The organism is Pseudomonas sp. X10, from assembly GCF_054889225.1.
The window spans coordinates 1,754,908-1,774,548 of sequence record NZ_CM142677.1; the positions used below are offsets into that span (position 1 = coordinate 1,754,908).

Genomic DNA, 19,641 nt, shown 5'->3' on the forward strand with positions numbered 1-19,641 from the left:
GCCGCCGCACGTGACGAGCACGCCATTGCTGGAGCCTGGCGCCCGCTCCCTGTTAACATCCTGCCTTTGTTTCATCTCTAGTTCGAGACTCTCCATGACCACCGTTCGCACGCGTATCGCGCCATCGCCCACCGGCGACCCCCATGTCGGCACCGCCTACATCGCCCTGTTCAACTACTGCTTCGCCAAGCAGCATGGCGGTGAGTTCATCCTGCGTATCGAAGACACCGACCAGTTGCGCTCGACCCGTGAGTCGGAGCAACAGATCTTCGACGCCTTGCGCTGGCTGGGCATCGAGTGGAGCGAAGGCCCGGATGTCGGTGGCCCGCACGGTCCGTACCGACAGAGCGAGCGTGGCGATATCTACGCCAAGTACGCGAAGGAACTGGTCGACGCTGGCCACGCCTTCTACTGCTTCTGCACGGCTGAAGAACTCGACCAGATGCGTGCCGAGCAGATGGCACGTGGCGAGACGCCACGCTATGACGGTCGCGCGTTGCTGATGAGCGCCGAGGAAGTACAGCGCCGCCTGGCCGCAGGCGAGCCCCATGTGATCCGTATGAAGGTGCCGAGCGAGGGCGTCTGCGTTGTGCCGGACATGTTGCGTGGCGATGTCGAGATCCCGTGGGACCGCATGGACATGCAGGTCCTGATGAAGACCGATGGCCTGCCGACCTACTTCCTGGCCAACGTGGTCGACGACCACCTGATGGGCATCACTCACGTCCTGCGCGGCGAGGAGTGGCTGCCGTCGGCACCCAAGCTGATCAAGCTGTACGAATACTTCGGATGGGAGCAACCGAAGCTGTGCTACATGCCGCTGCTGCGCAACCCGGACAAGAGCAAGCTGTCCAAACGCAAGAACCCGACCTCGGTGACCTTCTACGAGCGCATGGGCTTCATGCCTGAAGCCATGCTCAACTACCTGGGCCGCATGGGCTGGTCGATGCCCGACGAGCGTGAGAAGTTCTCCCTGGCCGAGATGGTCGAGCACTTCGACCTGTCCCGGGTGTCGCTGGGTGGGCCGATCTTCGACATCGAGAAGTTGTCCTGGCTCAACGGCCAATGGCTGCGTGACCTGCCGGTGGAGGAGTTCGCCGCGCGGGTGCAGAAGTGGGCGTTCAACAGCGACTACATGATGAAGATTGCGCCGCACGTGCAGGGCAGGGTAGAGACCTTCAGCCAGATCGCCCCGCTGGGTGGCTTCTTCTTCGAAGGTGGGCTGAAGCTGGACGCCACGCTGTTCGAGCACAAGAAGCTGTCACCGGACCAGGTGCGCCAGGTCATGCAACTGATCCTGTGGAAGCTGGAAAGCTTGCGCCAATGGGAAAAGGACCGCATCACCGGTTGCATCCAGGCCGTGGTCGAGTCCTTGGAACTGAAGCTGCGTGACGCCATGCCGCTGATGTTCGCCGCCATCACTGGGCAGGCCAGCTCGGTGTCGGTGCTCGACGCCATGGAGATCCTCGGCCCTGACCTGACCCGTTACCGCCTGCGCCAGGCTTTGGACCTGCTCGGTGGCGTGTCGAAGAAGGAAAACAAGGAGTGGGAAAAACTGCTGGCTAGTATTGCCTGACCGATTCTTTATTCCTGTCTTCAAGGCTGGCGCTATCACTGTAGGAGCGCCGAACCGCCGCTCCTACAGTGATAGCGCCGATAGCGAGGGCCTGGCCGGGCCCAGTAAATACGGGCTTTTGTCCGGCGTGGGTAGGTAAGTGATTGTTATCTCGGAAAAAAATTTTAATTTTTTTCGAAAATTTGTTTGACAGGTCTGCAATCCGATCTTAATATGCGCCCCGTCCACAGCGATGAACGAAACGAAGCGCGAAGCACCCAGCCAAGCGGATCAAGTTCAGAGCGACATTGTGGGGCTATAGCTCAGCTGGGAGAGCGCCTGCATGGCATGCAGGAGGTCAGCGGTTCGATCCCGCTTAGCTCCACCAAATTCCGCTTCACGGTCAGCGAGTATGGCCGGGAAGAAAGACCGGGTCCAGCAACCGGGTCTTGAGGTAGAAGGTTCGTCCCCTTCGTCTAGTGGCCTAGGACACCGCCCTTTCACGGCGGTAACAGGGGTTCGAGTCCCCTAGGGGACGCCAGTTTCATACAAGCGATATCCATGATGTCGCTGGGCCGCGAGGCTATAAATCTGGGGCTATAGCTCAGCTGGGAGAGCGCCTGCATGGCATGCAGGAGGTCAGCGGTTCGATCCCGCTTAGCTCCACCAATTCCGCCAGGATTCGTGAAAACGGATCTGAACGAAGGTTACATGTCCCCTTCGTCTAGTGGCCTAGGACACCGCCCTTTCACGGCGGTAACAGGGGTTCGAGTCCCCTAGGGGACGCCACTTTTACCCGCATTTGCGGGATTTTCAAGGCTCATTCGAATATTGAATGGGCCTTTTGTTTTTTTCTCCCCCCGAAAATTTCAGGTACTGCGACCAACGGCGGTCGATTTCGCTTGCCAGAAAATATTATGAGAATAATATTGTGATCATAATATTTTACGAGGTGGGCCATGAGCGACAAGAAGAGCAAGACCCGCGAACGTATTCTCGAGGCGGCCTGCAGTGCATTGATCCAGCAGGGGCCCGCCGAGCCTAGCGTGAACCAGGTGATGGGGGCTGCTGGGCTGACCGTGGGAGGGTTCTACGCGCACTTCGACAGCAAGGACGCCTTGATGCTGGAGGCTTTCCGTCAGTTGTTGGGCGAGCGACGGGCTTTGCTTGCCGAGGTCGATCCGAGCCTCGATGGCGCAGGGCGGCGAGCCCTGGTGGCGGCCTTTTACCTTTCGCGTAAGCACCGGGATGCCCACGAGCATGCCTGCCCGTTGCCCAACTCCCTGGGCGATATGCAGCGGCTGCCAGAAGCCTTCCGTGACGTTCTGGCCGAACACATCGAGCTGATGACCGCGCAATTGGCCGAGCGCCCCGAAGACATCGACAAAGTGCTTGCCGACCTCTCCCTGATGGTCGGTGGCCTCGCCCTGGCCAGGGCCTTGGGCAGCACCGAACTGTCTGATCGTATCCTGCGTGCCGCCAAGTCGGCGGTGATCTGAGCAACCTGAATTGGAGCAAGGCGATGACTACCTTGAGCTGGATCCGTGGCGTCAATGGCACCTTGGGCCACCTGGCCCCTGAGCATATCGCAGGCAAGATGCGCCGAGCCTTCATGACCCCGCGCAACCTGCCGCCCAGGCAATGGGAACTGCCTCTGCTTGAGCGGGCCGAGCGCATCACGCTGCGTTTCGGGCTATCGGCTTTGCGTTGGGGGCAGGGGCCGACCGTGCTGCTTATGCACGGTTGGGAAGGGCGGCCAACCCAGTTCGCCGCCTTGATCGAAACCTTGGTCAACGCCGGCCATACCGTGGTGTCGCTGGAAGGGCCGGCCCATGGTCGCTCGCCTGGGCAGCAGGCGCATGTGGTTCTGTTCGCCCGTGCCTTGCTGGAAGCGGCTGCCGGGCTTCCACCGCTACGTGCAGTGATCGGCCATTCCATGGGCGGCGCCAGTGTATTGCTGGCCTTGCAATGGGGGTTACGTACCGAGGCGGCGGTGAGCATCGCCGCGCCGGCCCAGTTGCTGGGTGTCCTACGTGGTTTTGCCCAGCGTCTGGGCATGCCGGCTCGCGCACGGGCAGCATTTATTCGTCAGGTCGAGCGAGATGTCGGAGTGCAGATCGCCCGTCTCGATGTCAGTGGCTATCAGCTCGAACTCCCTGGCCTGGTAGTGCACGCCAGCGACGACCCGTTGGTGCCGGCCAGTGAGGCGCAGATTATCCACAAGGCCTGGTTCGACAGCCGCCTGATGCTACTGGAGGAGGGTGGCCACCAGCGAGTGCTGGCCGACCCGCGCCTGAGCGAGGCGGTGATCGACCTGCTGGCGCGTGTGGCGGCACCGGCGCGGCAATCGGCCTGAGCTTCCGTTACACTCTGCCCGTTCATCACAAATGGGAGCGGGCATGAGCTGGGACCTGGCAACGCCATTCATCATCGACCTTCGTGTTGGCGCCGAGGACATCGACGGCCTCGGCCACGCCAACAATGCTGTCTACGTCACTTGGCTGGAGCGCTGCGCCTGGCGCCATTCCCAGCGCCTGGGCCTGGACCTGACCGAGTACCGGCGCCTGGACCGTGCCATGGCCGTCGTCCGCCATGAAATCGACTACCTCGCGGCGGCCTATGAAGACGACGAACTGCAACTGGCCACTTGGATCATTGACTGGGACCAGCGCCTGCGCATGACCCGCCGCTTCCAGCTCAAGCGTCCGCGTGATGGCGTTACCCTATTGCGTGCCCAGACCACCTTCGCCTGTATCGAACTGTCCACCGGCAAGCCACGGCGCATGCCGGCGGAGTTTCTCGACGGTTATGGTCCGGCGCTTCAGCCAGGGAAAATGATAAGTTAAAACAGACTATACCGAGGCCTTGATAAAGGCCTCGTCAAGCGTATCAGCCTGATGACTATTCAAGAACTGTTCTACATTGTCGAACGATTTCAGCTTGCATTGTGCGAGCATGTAAAAACGATGGCAGTTAGATGTGATTTCCTGAATGTAGTGTGACGAGACAAGAATTGTCGCCCCATCGCTGCAGGCGTTTTTGATCCCTAGCCATATATAATGACGGAATTCAGGGTCAACGCCCGCTGTGGGTTCATCCAGTAGGATGAGGTCGCTGCCAAGCGTGAGCAGTGTTAGCGTAAAGAAACTACGGATTTCACCATAGCTGCACGCAGAAGGCTTTCTTTTCCATATATCAGAATAGCGTTCATGAAGTGACGGTGACCATGCTTCGAGCCGACTAAGCGTTTCTTCTTTACTGGGTGGGTTGTGGGCGCTCAAGTTTGTGATAAGAGTATGCAGTTCGCCCATTCTTAAAGTTGCCGATGGAGATAATGTTTGAGATAGATAAATAGGGTGTTTGGCCCTGTTTGTTATTGTGCCGCTTTTGGGGGATCTTAAATCGCAAATTATATCCAAGAGGGTGGTTTTTCCAGTCCCGTTATTACCTAGCAGTCCGATAATTTCTCCCTTGTTGGCAGTAAGGCTTATGTTTTCGAATAGGGTCTTATTTTTGAATGCATGGTGTAGGTTTTTTATTTCTATAATGCTCATTCAGTATCTACTCCAAACTGGCTGTATCCTGTAGTAGCGATAAGTTATAAGGATGGATGTGAATAGAAGTGCACTGGCGAAGAGAGCGCTAGAGGTGAGGGGTATCTCGCCCAGAAATATTTTCGTGCTGAAGGCGAGCGGATTATTGTCCCGCAAAAAGTTAAGGCCAGAATTGAGTTGTACTGCTCCCATATAACCTAGCGCTAACATAGTGAACGCTATAATGGAAAATAAGGTGCTTGCAGTGGTGAACTTGAGAGGTAGCAAGGAACCAATCAGACCTATGCAAGAGAAGAAAAGGTAACTTACATAGTAGCTGGCCATTAAGTGAAGAAATTCATGTAGCTCGTAACTCCCATAGATGGCTTTGGTGATCAAGTAGAAGGCGCTAAAGTGAAGCAGGCTGATTGCTGAGTAGCATAGTAAGTGGGCTGCTAGAAATATCGAAATCGCCTGCTTGCGGTATATGAAGGATCGAACAAATCCACTTTCTCTTCTGCCTATCAAGTAAAGGCTTAAGCCGAAGAGCGCGATACTGGATGAAATATAAGCGTAGAACCAAGCAGCAGAGCCAATGTAGTCATCAATGGGCGATGAGCCACTCGTTTGTCGAGAACCCGATACAAGAATGAAGAATGCGGAAGGAGATAGCGTCGTCCATAGAAGTGTTGATGGTTCTTTTAGTTGCTCCATGAATAGTTTTGCTGATATGTATAATGTTCTTTTTATCATGCTTGTAGCTTCTTTTTTTTTATTCATGGAAATGGCACCATTGTTTTTTGCTGTTCAGGCAATATTGCGTGTAGAAAGTCTTGGGAGTATTTGTTCTTAAGGTTGAAGTTCGAGGAGTTGTTCATGTGTAAGAAAATATTTGGTGATACATATTTGCAAAAGTAGGAGGTTGAGTGGTGAGTTTGTAGGTGGGATAAGTAAAGGTATCCGTCGAGTTTGATTTTTTTGATGCTCTCTATTATTCGTTGAATAGATAGAGATTTAGGTTCGGCTTGACGGTTTCCTGTGGCTATAGAATGAGAGATATCAATATAGGTCTCATAACTGTTGCAACTTAAAAAGTGCTTAAGGTAAGGGTCCTCAATGTCACTAATTAGCTTCCCTCTCGTAGTAAAGGAATACATAAAGCGGTATGTTTGCCATAGTTCAATGACCGCCTTTTCTAAGGCGGTGGTGAGGTCATCAAAATAAGCCATTCCCGTACAGTACTTGATTGGGGAGGAAATATCTGTATCGTTTCCGTAGCATAGAAGTATGCATGTGCCGGGAAATCTATTGTCAGTTAAATCGAGTATGCATATATTTCCGGTTTTTGCGAGTTCTTTAATAAGTTCCTTTGTGGGTGAATGTTGCAACGCGTTGAAAGCTGTTTCATTGTCAATCTTCGCTGTTGCTATTTTTGTTAGCCAAAACTTCAAAAGAAATTGTCTTTCAAGTGATTCTTTTAATGAGCCAAGTATTGCTTTCTCTACTGATGTGTGCGCGCAGCATCCGCAGGTATCCCTGATTGGATAGAATTGATTGTCTGTAGTGTTTCTGCTTGGGTTTATTGATAGGCACGCTGTTGGAATCTTGCATTCTGAGTAGTCGGATATTCTGTATGCGTTTGTTAGTTCGAAGTGATGTTTTTCTATTGCAGGGAGATATTTTGAGCTTGCTGTCTGACTAAAGGCGTCTGAAAATATGGAAGCCTCTTCTGGTTTCAAGCCTGAGTTGAGGGTGTTGATCTCATTCACTGTAATGTCTAGGTAAAAATGTTTGCGCTCCAGATGTTCACCGCTCGCTGAGTTGATTATGTTTGAGGACCAGCCACTACTTGATCCATATGTATGCCATCGACTACCAGACTCCATGCTATGTGGAAGGTGGTTTACGGCACTTGGTTGAAGGCATTGGAAGTCAGGTTTTGCAGGGAAGTGCAACTCATTATATATATTCACTGGGCTAACCTATGAACTGGACACACGCTGGAAGAAAGAGGCTAGGGTTTAGCCTCAGGCCTTGAGCGACTTCGTGGTCGGTGAAGCCAGACCAAAGTCTGCTATCTAAATGAAGCTCTTTACAACGAAGATCGGTCAACATGTACATAGAGCCAGCTTCCATGTGGGCCAGTCGATAACCGCGATATCTATATTTAAATATTGCTTTGGGCAGATAAATACAATAGATCAGTGCGAGTGCAGGGTGCCCTAAATTAGATGGTTTTGGAATAAGGGCATTTTTTAGTTTGTCCTGATTTATGTTTGGGGAGTGACTCTCCAGCTGTTTTGAATTGGAAAGGAGGTGCAGGGTTTTGTTGCTGCTGGGCCATGCTGTTATTCGATTTTCAAGATTGCAGCAAAATACTTCTACGGGATATAGAGCTCCTCCGCTCGGATATCCTCGCCTATAAGTAGAGCCTTCTTTTCTGAGGAGAGGGGAAAGGATTTTTTTTACGTCAGTGAAGGGGATCGTTCTTTTCTTGAATTTCTCGCATGAATCATTTCTTTTTAATGTGTGATTCTGAGCTAAAGGTGAAAGTGCTATTCTGCTTCTGAGTTGCTCCGGAAATGGATTAAGTCTCAGTTCGTTGCCGGTTAATATGGGTAGCTCGTTTTGGGGGATATGATGTAAGGTACTAAAGTGCTGTGTGGATTTATGGATGACAAAGTTGCCCCTATTATGAAATAAAAGTGTGTTGTATATGACCTCGTTTTCGATGAATTTTAAGTAGTAGTCGTGGGGGATGTTCATTTAATGTGCCTCCAGGCATTCGCAAAGTGGCCAGTGAATGCTAGGTTCTTCAACTAGTCTTCCGGAGTCTAGTTCAATGGTTATCGATTGTAATACTCTATCTTGTGTCGTCTTTGAGGTTTGATGTGTTGTGAATTTCTTTGCGATCTTAAGTATTGCGCCAAGTATTAATGCGTTTTGAAATTCATCTATCTCCGTTTTTGGTGATGGTAAGTTGTGGTTGTGGCAAAATGCTAGCACCCTGCTCCAGGGGTGGTGACTCGATCTTTGAGATTCATAGTGGATAATGCGATCGATGGTACAGAAAGCACAGGGGTTTTTTATGGTTGGGATATAGGGCTCGGTTAAGTGAAAGTGCCCCCCACTGATGAAGCCCATGCTGATCGCACTGGTGGGGTTGTTTTTTATTAATGCATGATATTTTTTTCGGGTTTCTTTGTAGTCCAGTTTTAGACTGGCTAGTATGAATAGAGTGGGAGATGGCTCTTGTGGTTTGTAGTTTTTATCGAGATCTCTTATTTCAATCTGAATTGGGTTCTGACGGTTTGCTAGGTATTCCGTATTTGGTGAAATCTGCCAGTCGCAGTAAATCACAGCTTTGCTGAAATATGGGGCGGGGATGTCGTTTGAGAGGATCGCAATATCTTTCAGGAACTGTAGTGCGCTCTGAGCATGAACTCCCTCCTCTTTGAGGATTTCTTCGATAAGGCTGGGTGCGACTCCTGTTTCTTTTAGCTTGATTATCTTATGCAGTGCACTTGCTAGATTTGGGTTTGTGATTTTTGTTATGCCTTTGGCTGAATAAACTAACGGTTCCGTCTCGAAGTTAAGGATTTCGTAATTGCAGATTTTCAGGCTTTTCATTGTTGTTTCCTTGAGAAGGCGTCCCCATCCCAAGGAAGTGGGGACGCTGGCCAATCATTTATTCTTCATGATGCTGGGTAGTTATTGCATTTCCTCCGCATCCGCCCGAGCCACCGCTACCACCACTGCAGCCACCTCCGCCGCCGCAACCGCCGCTACCACCGCATCCACCTTGTCCGCCGGATCCACCAAAGAACTCTGAGTCCAATAGGTCTTGGTTTTCGAGATTGAGGCTCAAAAGTTCGATTCCATAATGACTATTCATTGTTATGGTATCTCCATTGTGTAATTGGGCCCGCGTTTGCGGGTGATTTGGTTTTAGCTTGTACCGCCCATGGAGTCAAATGCTCGATGTTGAGTTTGGCTGGAGTTGGAGTTTGTTATGTTTAAATAGGGTCAAGTGCTGGAGATTTTTCTTGGTGATGGGGCTTACAGTGACGTCTAATTGTTATGTAGGGTGTTTCTGAAAGTTGTGTTTTTGAAGGGGTGCGCCTAAATGTGTGAGGCTTTGGGATTGTAAAGCTGTGGGAGTACTCCTATTTATAGGTGGGAAGGAGTGATAAATAGCGGTTGCTTGAATGGACTTTTTTTGCACCGTTCATCGTTTTTTAACACCTGTATCAGTTGAGGTGCCCCTAGGTGTCAGCTTTCTGGCTGGACCAGGCAGGTGATGACTCTGGTATTATTTGCTTTTCTTTAGGTTTTTTTATGCAAATTGCCTTAGCCCCCATGGAGGGGCTGGTCGACAACATCCTGCGCGACGTCCTGACCCGGGTGGGTGGCATCGACTGGTGTGTCACCGAGTTCATTCGTGTCTGTGACCGGCTGCTGCCTCCTGCTCAATTCGACAAGCTCGCTCCGGAGCTGCGCAATGGCGCACGCACGGCGGCCGGGGTGCCGATGCGTGTGCAACTGCTGGGTTCGGACCCTGCCTGCCTGGCTGACAACGCGGTGCAGGCTTGTGAGCTGGGGGCGCCGGTGATCGACCTGAACTTCGGTTGCCCGGCCAAGACGGTGAACAAGTCACGTGGGGGAGCGGTGCTGCTCAAGGAGCCGGAGTTGTTGCACGCTATCGTCCGTGAAGTACGGCGGGCAGTGCCTGCGCACATTCCGGTGACGGCGAAGATGCGTCTGGGCTACGACAGCCCGGCCGGCGCCCTGGAGTGCGCCACGGCGCTGGCCGAAGGTGGTGCGGAGCACTTGGTGGTGCATGCGCGGACCAAGATCGATGGCTACAAGCCGCCGGCCCACTGGGAGTGGGTAGCGCGGGTGCAGGAGGTGGTGAAGGTGCCGGTGTTCGCCAATGGCGAGATCTGGACGGTCGAGGATTGGCAGCGCTGCCGCGCCGTCAGCGGTGCCGAACACATCATGCTGGGCCGGGGGCTGGTGTCGCGGCCTGACCTGGCCTTGCAGATCGCTGCGGCTCGGGAGGGGCGAGCGTATCAGCCGCTGGATTGGGCTGCCTTGTTGCCGTTGCTCCAAGAGTTCTGGCGCCAGGCTCAGGACAAGCTCTCGCCGCGCTATGCGCCGGGGCGTATGAAGCAGTGGTTGGCGATGCTCACCCGCAGCTACCCGGAAGCGGTGGCACTGTTTGCCGAGGTACGCCGGGAGAGCGATTGCGCGCGGATCAGTGGTTTGCTGGGGATGCCTGTGGCGGATGCGGAGCAGGGGGCGACTGCGTAGGCATGCACCCACTAGTCATAAAAAAATTACCCAGGAGCGCTTGAAAAGCTGTTGATGGGACATATCTGTTCTGTACGCGATGCCGAATTCGGGTCGCGTGATGACAAACTCGCTGAATATCAGGAGATGTACCATGACTACCGCTTTTTCCCTCGCTCCACTGTTCCGCCATTCCGTTGGCTTCGACCGTTTCAACGACCTATTCGAGTCCGCGGCGCGTAACGAGGCGGGTAGCAGCTACCCACCCTACAACGTTGAAAAACATGGCGATGACCACTATCGGATCGTCGTTGCTGCAGCCGGTTTCCAAGAGCAGGACCTGGACCTGCAAGTGGAAAAAGGCGTCTTGACCGTCACTGGCGGCAAGCGTGACAGCAGCGCTGAGAGCGTCACCTACCTGCACCAGGGTATTGCCCAGCGGGCCTTCAAACTGTCCTTCCGCCTGGCCGACCATATCGAGGTCAAGGCCGCGGAACTGGCCAATGGCCTGCTCAGCATTGACCTGCTGCGCCTCGTGCCGGAAGAGGCCAAGGCCAAGCGCATTCCGATCAACTCGGAAAAACCAGCACTGAACTGAGGCCGGTTGTGTGAGAAGAAGGGCACTTTCGAGTGCCCTTTTTTGCGTTCTGGCGGATCGATACTGCCCCTATGGGGGCGTGCAACGCTCAATAATCCGCGGGTGCTTCCATCAGCATCTGGCGAAACTCCAGCAGCGGCAGGGGGCGGCTGTGCAGGTAGCCCTGGTAGAGATGGCAGCCTTGGCGTTCGAGGAATTCCAACTGCTCCGACAGTTCCACCCCTTCGGCGATCACCGCCAGGTCCAGGCTGCGGGCCATGGCGACGATGGCGCGGACGATCTCTGCGTCGTTGGGGTCCACCGGGGCGTCGCGGACGAAGGACTGGTCGATCTTCAGGGCATCCACCGGCAGGCGCTTGAGATAGGTCAGCGACGAATAGCCGGTGCCGAAGTCGTCCATGGCAAAACTCACCCCGTAGCGTTTGAGCTCACGCATCTTGCTGATGGTGTCTTCGAGGTTTTGGATGACGATGCCTTCGGTGATCTCCAGCTTGAGCATGCGCCGCGGCAGCCGGTAGTCGTCGAGGCTGCGCAACACACGTTCGACGAAATCGTTCTGGCGGAACTGGCGCGGGCTGATGTTGACGCACAGGCTGAAGTCATCGGCGTCGATCAACCCATCCTCGAGCATGCGCGCACAGGCATCGCAGGCTTCGTCTAGGATCCAGCTGCCAACTTCGAGGATCAAGCCACTTTCCTCCAGGACCTGGATGAACTGCACCGGTGGCTGCTGGCCCAGTTGCGGGTGATGCCAGCGCAACAGGACCTCGGCGCCGACGATACGGTTGTCGCGGGCATCCACCTGGGGCTGGAAGTGCAAGGTCAGCTCGCTACGGGCCAGGGCCATGCGCAGGTCGTTTTCCATGCGCAGGCGTTCGCTGGCGGCCTTCTGCATGGTGGTATGGAAGAGTTGCGTGGTGTTGCGGCCGGAATCCTTCGCCCGGTACAGGGCGATGTCGGCGCGCTTGAGCAGATCCGCCGGTGTCGCGCCATGGTCGGGGATCAGCGCCACGCCGATGCTCGGTGTCACCTGCAGGCGCTGGCCGTCCAGGGACATGGGTTCGGCCAGCAGTTCGCGCAGGGTGTCGGCCAGTTCGCGGACCTTGTTTTCCACCACTTCGCGGCTGCCCTCCAGGCCGCTGAGCAGGACCACGAACTCATCGCCGCCCAGGCGGGCCACGGTGTCTTCCAGGCGTACGCTGGCCTCCAGGCGGGCGGTGATGACTTTCAGCACGGTGTCGCCCACCGGGTGGCCGAGCGAGTCGTTGATGTGCTTGAAATGGTCCAGGTCGAGGAAGAGCAGGGCACCACGCAGGTTATGGCGCTTGAGCAGGGCGATCTGCTGGCTCAGGCGATCCATCAACAAGGCGCGGTTGGGTAGGTTGGTCAGCGGGTCGTGGTAGGCCAGGTGGCGGATCTGCGCCTGGGCGTTCTTCAGTTGGCTGACGTCGCGGGCAGTCAGCAACAAGCAGTCGGTCTCGTTGAGGCTGATCGGTTCCACCGAGACTTCCACGGTAAGGACGTCGCCACGTTTGTTGCGCCCGAGCATTTCCCGGTGATGCACCCGGCCATGTTCGGTCAGTTCATTGAGCAGTGCGTTGCGCTGCTTATCGTCGGCCCAGATGCCCAGCTCATAGACCGTGCGGCCGATCACCTCGCTGGCGCTGTAGCCAGTCAGGCGGCAGAAGCCGTCGTTGACCTCCAGGTAGCGGCCGCTGAGGTGTTCGGTGATGGTGATGGCGTCGGGGCTTGAGTGGAAGGCCTTGGCGAACTTCTCTTCGCTGGCCTTGAGCGCGGCCTCGGCTCTCTGTTGCTGGGTGATGTCGCGCAGGGTGGTGACGCTGCAGGGCTGGTTGTCGACAGTGATCAGGCGGCTGGAAATCACGCAGGTCAGCGGCGTGCCGTTGCAATGGTTGACCACGACGGCGACGTTGCTCAGCGCCTGGTCGCGGATCACCCGCTCGATGCGCTGCGCGCGCTTGGGCGACTCGCCCCACAGGCCGATTTCCTCGGCCGTGCGACCGATCACCTGCTCGGTGCTCCAGCCGAAGATCTGGGCGAAGGCCGGGTTGATCTCGATGAACTGGCCGTTGTCTTGGCGGGTGACGCAGATCGGGTCGGGGCTGGCCTGGAACAGGCTGGCGAACTTCTCTTCCGAGGCGCTCAGGCGCTGCTCGCGCTCCACCTGATCGGTGATGTCCAGCAGGGTGCCGGCCATGCGCAAGGGGTTGCCCTGTTCGTCGCGGTAGAGTCGGGCGCGGCTCTCGATGTAGCGCGAGGTGCCGTTCTCCAACTGGATGCGGTAGGTGATCTGGTAATTGCCTGCCGGGCCTTCGCGCAGGCTGCGGTAGGCCTGGCGCATGGTGTTGCGCTCTTGCTCCGGGACGCCCTCGAAGAACGCTTCGAAGGACTCATGGAAGGGCACCGGTTCCAGGCCGTGCAATTGGGCAGCACGGGCCGAGCCGTAGAGCATGCCGCTGGGGATGTGCCAGTCCCAAGTGCCCAATTGCGCCGAGTCCAGGGCAAGGTCCAGGCGCTCCTGGCTGTCCTTGAGCGCTTGCTCGGCGCGTTTGCGCTCGCTGGTGTCGACATAGGTGCTGAGCAGGTAGGTGACGCCTTCCAGTTCGATACCCTGGGTGCTGAGGATGCCATCATGGACATGGCCGCTGCTGGCACGGAACTGGACCTCGAGGGTCACCGGGCCGGTGTTGCTGCGGGTCGCTTCCAGCACTTGCTGGCGCTGTTGCAGGTTGACCCACAGGCCGAGCTCCAGGGTGGTCTTGCCGATCACCTGCAGCGCGGGCCAGCCGAGGATGTGCTCGAAATGCTGGTTGACCTCGAAGATCATGCCGTCATGGCGGCGGGTCAGCAGAATCACGTTGGGGCTGAGGTGAAAAAGCGTGGCGAAGCGCTTTTCCGAGTTGATCAGCGCGGTTTCACGTTCCCGCTGGCGGGTGATTTCGCGGATCACCCCGATCATCTGCGGGTGGTCGTGGCTGTCGCGGGTCAGGCTGCCGGTGATCTCCAGCCAGTGCAGGCTGCCGTCCGGCCAGCGGATGCGGTGACGCATCGCCTTCTCCACCGGTTCGCCGTTGACCACTGCGTGGAACGCTTGGCGCGTGCGGGCGCGGTCTTCCTCGGGCAGCAGGTCCAGGTAGTCCATGTCGTAGGGCAGGGGCTGCTGTGGATCGAAGCCGAACAATGCCTGGGTGCCCCGTGACCAACTCACCCGGCCGCTTTCGATGTCCCATAGCCAGGCCCCGAGGCGCGCGCCGTTGAGTGCCGCCAGCAATTGCGGGGCGTTCTGCCAGGCCTGCTCCGACTCCTGGGGATCTGCCGCGTGTATGCGCGGCAAGCGCGGAAAACGGTTTGCTGATTTGGACATCGATACCAGACCTTTGGCGGATGGCGCGTCCTTGGGGCAATGGCGGGCAGCCGACCTTCAGGCGGACCCTGCCTGGCTGTCGAGCAGGGCCATGAAGGCTCTTGCCGCGTTCGATAGCGTTCGTTCCGTGTGCAGAATGTAGCCTAGCTGGCGCGACAGTTGTATGCCGGGCAGGGCGATCGGTGCGACTTGTCCATCGAGCATAGTACGCGGCAGCACGCTCCAGGCCAGGCCGATGGAGACCATCATCTTGATGGTTTCCATGTAGTTGGTGCTCATGGCGATGTTCGGGACCAGGCCCTGGCTTTCGAACAGGCGCTGGACGATATGGTGGGTGAAGGTGTTGCCGCCGGGAAACACTGCAGGGTGGTGGGCGACATCGGCCAGGCTGACCTCGCTGTTGTTGGCCAGGGGGTGCTCGGGCGCGGCGACGAAATCCAGGGCATCCTCCCAGACCGGCACGGCACGGACCAGGTGATGAGGCTCCGGAGCCAGGGTGATCACGGCGATTTCGGCGCGGCCATGGAGGATCTCGTCATAGGCGGCTTCCGAATCCAGGAACTGGATATCCAGCGCCACGGCCGGATACTGGCGAGTGAAGGCCCTGAGTAGCGGCGGCAGGCGGTGCAGGCCGATATGATGGCTGGTGGCCAGGGTCAGGCGGCCAGCCACTTCGCCTGTCAGGTTGGTGAGGGCGCGCCGGGTATCATCCAGTACATTGAGGATCTGGTACGCGCGAGGCAATAGCGCCCGGCCAGCCTCGGTCAGGGTGACTTCCCGCCCCAGGCGGTCGAACAGCCGCACGTCGAGCTGTTGCTCGAGACCGGCGATGCGCTTGCTGATGGCCGGCTGGGTAAGGTGCAGGCGTTCTCCCGCCCCGGAGAAGCTGCCGGTTTCGGCGATCGCGATAAAGGCACTGAGGTTGGCCAGGTCCACTTCACGAATTCCTTTTGGTTATCCAAAGCATAAAAATTATGAATTTGAGTTATTCAATCTAACCCCATAGCATCGACCGTACAAGCCAAGGGGTTAATTGGCATAGAAACACTGATGAGGAACCGTCTGATGGCCGGCAGAACGCTCTACGACAAACTCTGGGATTCGCATGTGGTCAAGCAGCGCGACGATGGCTCGTCGCTGATCTACATCGATCGCCACATCATTCATGAAGTGACTTCGCCACAGGCCTTCGAAGGCCTGCGTCTGGCTGGCCGTAAGCCATGGCGCATCGATGCCAACATCGCCACGCCGGACCACAACGTGCCGACCACGCCGGAACGCAAGGGCGGTATCGAGGCCATCGCCGACCAGGTGTCGCGCCTGCAGGTGCAGACCCTCGACGAGAACTGTGACGAATACGGCATCGTCGAATTCAAGATGAATGACGTGCGCCAGGGCATCGTCCATGTCATCAGCCCTGAGCAGGGCGCGACCTTGCCGGGTATGACAGTGGTCTGCGGCGATTCGCACACCTCGACCCACGGCGCCTTCGGCGCGCTGGCCCACGGCATCGGCACCTCCGAAGTCGAGCACGTGCTGGCCACCCAGTGCCTGGTCGCCAAGAAGATGAAGAACATGCTGGTGCGCGTCGAGGGTACGCTGCCGTTCGGCGTGACCGCCAAGGACATCGTCCTCGCGGTGATCGGCAAGATCGGTACCGCAGGCGGCAATGGCCACGCCATGGAGTTCGCCGGCAGCGCCATCCGCGACCTGTCCATGGAAGGTCGCATGACCATCTGCAACATGTCGATCGAGGCCGGCGCCCGTGTCGGCTTGGTCGCCACTGATGAAAAGACCATCGAATACGTGAAAGGCCGCCCCTATGCGCCCAAGGGCGAGCAATGGGAGCAGGCGGTCGAGACCTGGAAGAGCCTGGTGTCCGACGAGGACGCGGTGTTCGACACTGTGGTCGAGCTGGATGCCGCGCAGATCAAGCCACAGGTCAGCTGGGGTACCTCGCCGGAGATGGTCCTGGCCGTGGACCAGCGCGTGCCCGATCCTGCCGCCGAGCCGGACCTGGTCAAGCGTGGCTCGATCGAGCGCGCCCTGAAGTACATGGGGCTGTCGGCCAACCAGGCAATCACCGACATCCACCTGGACCGCGTGTTCATCGGCTCGTGCACCAACTCGCGCATCGAGGACTTGCGTGCCGCAGCCGAGATCGCCAAGGGCCGCAAGGTCGCCACGACCATCAAGCAGGCCATCGTCGTGCCGGGCTCGGGCCTGGTCAAGGCCCAGGCCGAGCGCGAGGGGCTGGACAAGATCTTCCTCGACGCGGGCTTCGAGTGGCGTGAGCCTGGCTGCTCCATGTGCCTGGCGATGAACCCGGACCGCCTGGAGAGCGGCGAACACTGCGCCTCGACCTCCAACCGCAACTTCGAAGGCCGCCAGGGCGCCGGTGGCCGTACCCACCTGGTGAGCCCGGCCATGGCCGCGGCTGCCGCCGTAACCGGCCATTTCGTCGATGTCCGCGAGTTGATCCAAGGGAGCGCAGCATGAAAGCCTTTACCCAGCACACCGGTCTTGTCGCCCCGTTGGACCGCGCCAATGTCGACACCGACCAGATCATCCCCAAGCAGTTCCTCAAGTCGATCAAGCGCACCGGCTTCGGCCCCAACCTGTTCGACGAGTGGCGTTATCTGGACGTGGGCCAGCCCTACCAGGACAACAGCAAGCGTCCGCTGAACACCGAGTTCGTGCTCAACCACGAGCGTTACCAGGGTGCCAGCGTGCTGCTGGCGAGGGAGAACTTCGGTTGCGGTTCCAGCCGCGAGCATGCGCCTTGGGCGCTGGACGAGTACGGCTTCCGCAGCATCATCGCGCCGAGCTTCGCCGACATCTTCTTCAACAACAGCTTCAAGAACGGTCTGTTGCCGATCATCCTCAGCGATGAAGAGGTCGACGAGCTGTTCCAACAGGTCGAGGCCAACCCGGGCTACCAGTTGACCATCGACCTGGAGGCCCAGGCGGTGACCCGTCCGGACGGTAAGGTGCTGCACTTCGAGATCGATGCGTTCCGCAAGCATTGCCTGCTCAACGGCCTCGACGATATTGGCCTGACCCTGCAGGACAGCGATGCTATTCAGGCTTTCGAAGGCAAGCACCGCGCCAGCCAGCCATGGCTGTTCCGTGACGTGTGATTGATCAGGCGAGGGCTGCGCCCTCGATCGCGACACAAGGCCGCTCCCATCTGCTTTGTGTCGTCCAGCAAGCTTGAGAACAGCACAAGGCATGTGGGAGCGGCCTTGTGTCGTGATGGGCCGCTTAGCGGCCCCGTTTGTCAGGATCCCGAGGTGTAGCAGATGACCAGCAGTCGTCACCAAGACGTCGTCCAACGCCAATTTGGCGAGCAGGCCAGCGCCTACCTCAGCAGCGCCGTGCATGCCCAGGGTAGCGAATTCGCCCTGTTGCAGGCCGAGTTGTCGGGGCAGGGCGACGCGCGCCTGCTGGACCTGGGCTGCGGCGCTGGGCATGTCAGCTTCCATGTCGCGCCTTTGGTCGGCGAAGTGGTGGCCTACGACTTGTCGCAATCGATGCTCGACGTGGTCGCCAGCACCGCGGCCGAGCGCGGCCTGGGCAATATCCGCACCGAGCGCGGCGCCGCCGAGCGGTTGCCGTTCGCCGATGCCAGTTTCGACTTCGTCTACAGCCGCTATTCCGCCCACCACTGGAGTGACCTGGGCCTGGCCCTGCGCGAGGTGCGTCGGGTGCTCAAGCCCGGTGGCGTAGCGGCCTTCGTCGATGTCATGTCGCCGGGCAGCCCATTGCTCGACACCTATTTGCAGAGCGTCGAGGTGCTGCGCGACACCAGCCATGTGCGCGATTACTCGGCCGCCGAATGGCTGCGTCAAGTCAGTGAGGCCGGCCTGTTCGTGCGCAGCCATGCGCGTCAGCGCCTGCGCCTGGAGTACGGCTCCTGGGTCGAGCGCATGCGCACCCCGGTGCCGATGCGTGAAGCCATTCGCCAATTGCAGCAAGCGATGGGCGAGGAAGTGCGGCAGTATTACCAGATTGAAGCCGATGGCTCGTTCAGCACCGATGTTCTGGTGCTGTGGGCCGAGCGTTAGTACAGCCGTACAGGCCACTAGTTTTTTCCGGCGGGCCGGACAGGCGCGCCGCTTGAATGGATAGAGGAAAGCATGAGCAAGCAGATTCTGATTCTCCCAGGTGATGGCATCGGTCCGGAAATCATGGCCGAGGCGGTCAAGGTGCTGGAATTGGCCAACGACAAGTTCCAGCTCGGCTTGAGCCTGGAGCATGACGTAATCGGTGGTGCGGCCATCGACAAGCACGGCGTGCCGCTGGCTGACGAGACCCTGGAGCGCGCGCGCAAGGCCGATGCCGTGCTGCTTGGCGCGGTGGGCGGGCCTAAGTGGGACAAGATCGAGCGTGACATCCGACCTGAGCGCGGCCTGCTGAAGATCCGCTCGCAACTGGGCCTGTTCGCCAACCTGCGCCCGGCCATCCTCTATCCGCAATTGGCCGATGCCTCTTCGCTGAAGCCGGAAATCGTCGCCGGTCTGGATATCCTTATCGTCCGTGAACTGACCGGCGGCATCTACTTCGGCGCACCCCGTGGCACCCGCGAGCTGGAAGGTGGCGATCGCCAGGCCTACGACACCCTGCCGTACAGCGAGAGTGAGGTCCGCCGCATCGCCCGTGTCGGTTTCGATATGGCCCGCGTACGGGGCAAGAAGCTGTGCTCGGTGGACAAGGCCAACGTCCTGGCCTCCAGCCAGCTGTGGCGTGAAGTGGTCGAGGAGGTGGCCAAGGACTACCCGGACGTCGAGTTGAGCCATATGTATGTCGACAACGCTGCCATGCAACTGGTGCGCGCGCCCAAGCAGTTCGACGTGGTGGTGACCGACAACATGTTCGGTGACATCCTGTCGGATGAGGCTTCCATGTTGACCGGTTCCATCGGCATGCTGCCGTCTGCCTCCCTGGATGCCAACAACAAGGGCATGTACGAGCCTTGCCATGGCTCCGCGCCGGACATCGCCGGCCTCGGCGTCGCCAACCCGCTGGCGACCATCCTGTCGGTGTCGATGATGCTGCGTTACAGCTTCAACCAGCAGGTGGCTGCCGAGGCGATTGAACAGGCCGTAAGCCTGGTATTGGATCAAGGGCTGCGCACCGGTGACATCTGGTCGACCGGCTGCAGCAAGGTGGGTACGCAGGAAATGGGCGACGCAGTAGTCGCAGCGCTGCGGAATCTGTAATCTCTCTGGCCCGCTGCCGTTTTCCCCTCAGGCAGCGGCCCACTTTTAGCAAAGGT

General features: G+C 57.8%; 17 protein-coding genes and 4 tRNA genes. 14 read left to right on the top strand and 7 right to left on the bottom strand.

What is annotated here, in order from left to right; genetic code table 11:
- Nucleotides 1-94 precede the first annotated feature (94 nt).
- From gltX to ACYU03_RS08180, 8 genes are all read left to right on the top strand, one after another.
- Nucleotides 95-1,576, top strand: a complete 1,482-nt coding sequence (gene gltX, locus ACYU03_RS08145) for a glutamate--tRNA ligase (RefSeq protein ID WP_461889593.1) — start codon at nucleotides 95-97, stop codon at nucleotides 1,574-1,576.
- 291 nt (nucleotides 1,577-1,867) lie between these two features.
- Nucleotides 1,868-1,943: transfer RNA gene (locus ACYU03_RS08150), tRNA-Ala, on the top strand.
- A gap of 77 nt (nucleotides 1,944-2,020) precedes the next feature.
- A tRNA-Glu gene (locus ACYU03_RS08155) sits at nucleotides 2,021-2,096 on the top strand.
- 52 nt (nucleotides 2,097-2,148) lie between these two features.
- Nucleotides 2,149-2,224 (top strand) — tRNA-Ala (locus ACYU03_RS08160).
- Nucleotides 2,225-2,268: 44 nt separating this feature from the next.
- Nucleotides 2,269-2,344, top strand: a tRNA-Glu gene (locus tag ACYU03_RS08165).
- A 170-nt stretch (nucleotides 2,345-2,514) separates the two neighbouring features.
- Nucleotides 2,515-3,054, top strand: a complete 540-nt coding sequence (locus ACYU03_RS08170; protein WP_461889595.1) for a TetR/AcrR family transcriptional regulator — start codon at nucleotides 2,515-2,517, stop codon at nucleotides 3,052-3,054.
- Nucleotides 3,055-3,077: 23 nt separating this feature from the next.
- Nucleotides 3,078-3,911, top strand: coding sequence for an alpha/beta fold hydrolase (locus tag ACYU03_RS08175; protein WP_461889597.1), 834 nt, complete (start codon nucleotides 3,078-3,080; stop codon nucleotides 3,909-3,911).
- 43 nt (nucleotides 3,912-3,954) lie between these two features.
- Nucleotides 3,955-4,401 carry an acyl-CoA thioesterase gene (locus ACYU03_RS08180; protein WP_461889599.1) on the top strand — a complete coding sequence of 149 codons (447 nt, stop codon included), beginning with the start codon at nucleotides 3,955-3,957 and terminating at the stop codon, nucleotides 4,399-4,401.
- Between the two features lie 6 nt (nucleotides 4,402-4,407).
- On the opposite strand, the gene ACYU03_RS08185 is transcribed toward ACYU03_RS08180, so the two are convergent.
- The 5 genes from ACYU03_RS08185 to ACYU03_RS08205 all read right to left on the bottom strand — a co-directional run bounded on the left by ACYU03_RS08185 (nucleotide 4,408) and on the right by ACYU03_RS08205 (nucleotide 8,718).
- Complete coding sequence (locus tag ACYU03_RS08185; protein ID WP_461889601.1) at nucleotides 4,408-5,109, bottom strand: ATP-binding cassette domain-containing protein; 702 nt, start codon at nucleotides 5,107-5,109, stop codon at nucleotides 4,408-4,410.
- Nucleotides 5,110-5,868 (bottom strand): hypothetical protein, encoded by a 759-nt coding sequence (locus tag ACYU03_RS08190; protein ID WP_461889603.1) that lies wholly within the window; start codon nucleotides 5,866-5,868, stop codon nucleotides 5,110-5,112. It abuts the gene before it with no gap.
- On the bottom strand, nucleotides 5,865-6,974 hold the full coding sequence (locus ACYU03_RS08195) for a YcaO-like family protein (protein WP_461891419.1): 1,110 nt from the start codon (nucleotides 6,972-6,974) through the stop codon (nucleotides 5,865-5,867). Before ACYU03_RS08195 ends, ACYU03_RS08190 begins: the two co-directional genes overlap by 4 nt.
- Nucleotides 6,975-7,065: 91 nt before the next feature.
- Nucleotides 7,066-7,854, bottom strand: a complete 789-nt coding sequence (locus ACYU03_RS08200) for a nitroreductase family protein (protein WP_461889605.1) — start codon at nucleotides 7,852-7,854, stop codon at nucleotides 7,066-7,068.
- Complete coding sequence (locus ACYU03_RS08205; RefSeq protein WP_461889607.1) at nucleotides 7,855-8,718, bottom strand: McbB family protein; 864 nt, start codon at nucleotides 8,716-8,718, stop codon at nucleotides 7,855-7,857.
- A 708-nt stretch (nucleotides 8,719-9,426) separates the two neighbouring features.
- Between ACYU03_RS08205 and ACYU03_RS08210 the strand changes: the two genes are divergently transcribed.
- The gene (locus ACYU03_RS08210) at nucleotides 9,427-10,401 is read left to right on the top strand and encodes a tRNA dihydrouridine synthase (protein WP_461889609.1); all 975 of its coding nucleotides are present in this window, start codon (nucleotides 9,427-9,429) and stop codon (nucleotides 10,399-10,401) included.
- Between the two features lie 133 nt (nucleotides 10,402-10,534).
- On the top strand, nucleotides 10,535-10,978 hold the full coding sequence (locus tag ACYU03_RS08215) for an Hsp20 family protein (RefSeq protein ID WP_461889611.1): 444 nt from the start codon (nucleotides 10,535-10,537) through the stop codon (nucleotides 10,976-10,978).
- A gap of 88 nt (nucleotides 10,979-11,066) precedes the next feature.
- Here ACYU03_RS08215 and ACYU03_RS08220 read toward each other — a convergent pair whose 3' ends face one another.
- Nucleotides 11,067-14,363, bottom strand: a complete 3,297-nt coding sequence (locus ACYU03_RS08220) for a PAS domain S-box protein (protein WP_461889613.1) — start codon at nucleotides 14,361-14,363, stop codon at nucleotides 11,067-11,069.
- Nucleotides 14,364-14,420: 57 nt separating this feature from the next.
- On the bottom strand, nucleotides 14,421-15,299 hold the full coding sequence (locus tag ACYU03_RS08225; protein ID WP_461889615.1) for a LysR family transcriptional regulator: 879 nt from the start codon (nucleotides 15,297-15,299) through the stop codon (nucleotides 14,421-14,423).
- Nucleotides 15,300-15,428: 129 nt separating this feature from the next.
- Between ACYU03_RS08225 and leuC the strand changes: the two genes are divergently transcribed.
- From leuC to leuB, 4 genes are all read left to right on the top strand, one after another.
- The gene (gene leuC / locus ACYU03_RS08230) at nucleotides 15,429-16,862 is read left to right on the top strand and encodes a 3-isopropylmalate dehydratase large subunit (protein WP_461889617.1); all 1,434 of its coding nucleotides are present in this window, start codon (nucleotides 15,429-15,431) and stop codon (nucleotides 16,860-16,862) included.
- The gene (leuD, locus tag ACYU03_RS08235; protein ID WP_461889619.1) at nucleotides 16,859-17,503 is read left to right on the top strand and encodes a 3-isopropylmalate dehydratase small subunit; all 645 of its coding nucleotides are present in this window, start codon (nucleotides 16,859-16,861) and stop codon (nucleotides 17,501-17,503) included. Before leuC ends, leuD begins: the two co-directional genes overlap by 4 nt.
- Nucleotides 17,504-17,665: 162 nt before the next feature.
- Nucleotides 17,666-18,430, top strand: a complete 765-nt coding sequence (locus ACYU03_RS08240; protein WP_461889621.1) for a class I SAM-dependent methyltransferase — start codon at nucleotides 17,666-17,668, stop codon at nucleotides 18,428-18,430.
- A 72-nt stretch (nucleotides 18,431-18,502) separates the two neighbouring features.
- The gene (gene leuB, locus ACYU03_RS08245; protein WP_461889623.1) at nucleotides 18,503-19,585 is read left to right on the top strand and encodes a 3-isopropylmalate dehydrogenase; all 1,083 of its coding nucleotides are present in this window, start codon (nucleotides 18,503-18,505) and stop codon (nucleotides 19,583-19,585) included.
- The last annotated feature ends 56 nt before the right edge of the window (nucleotides 19,586-19,641 follow it).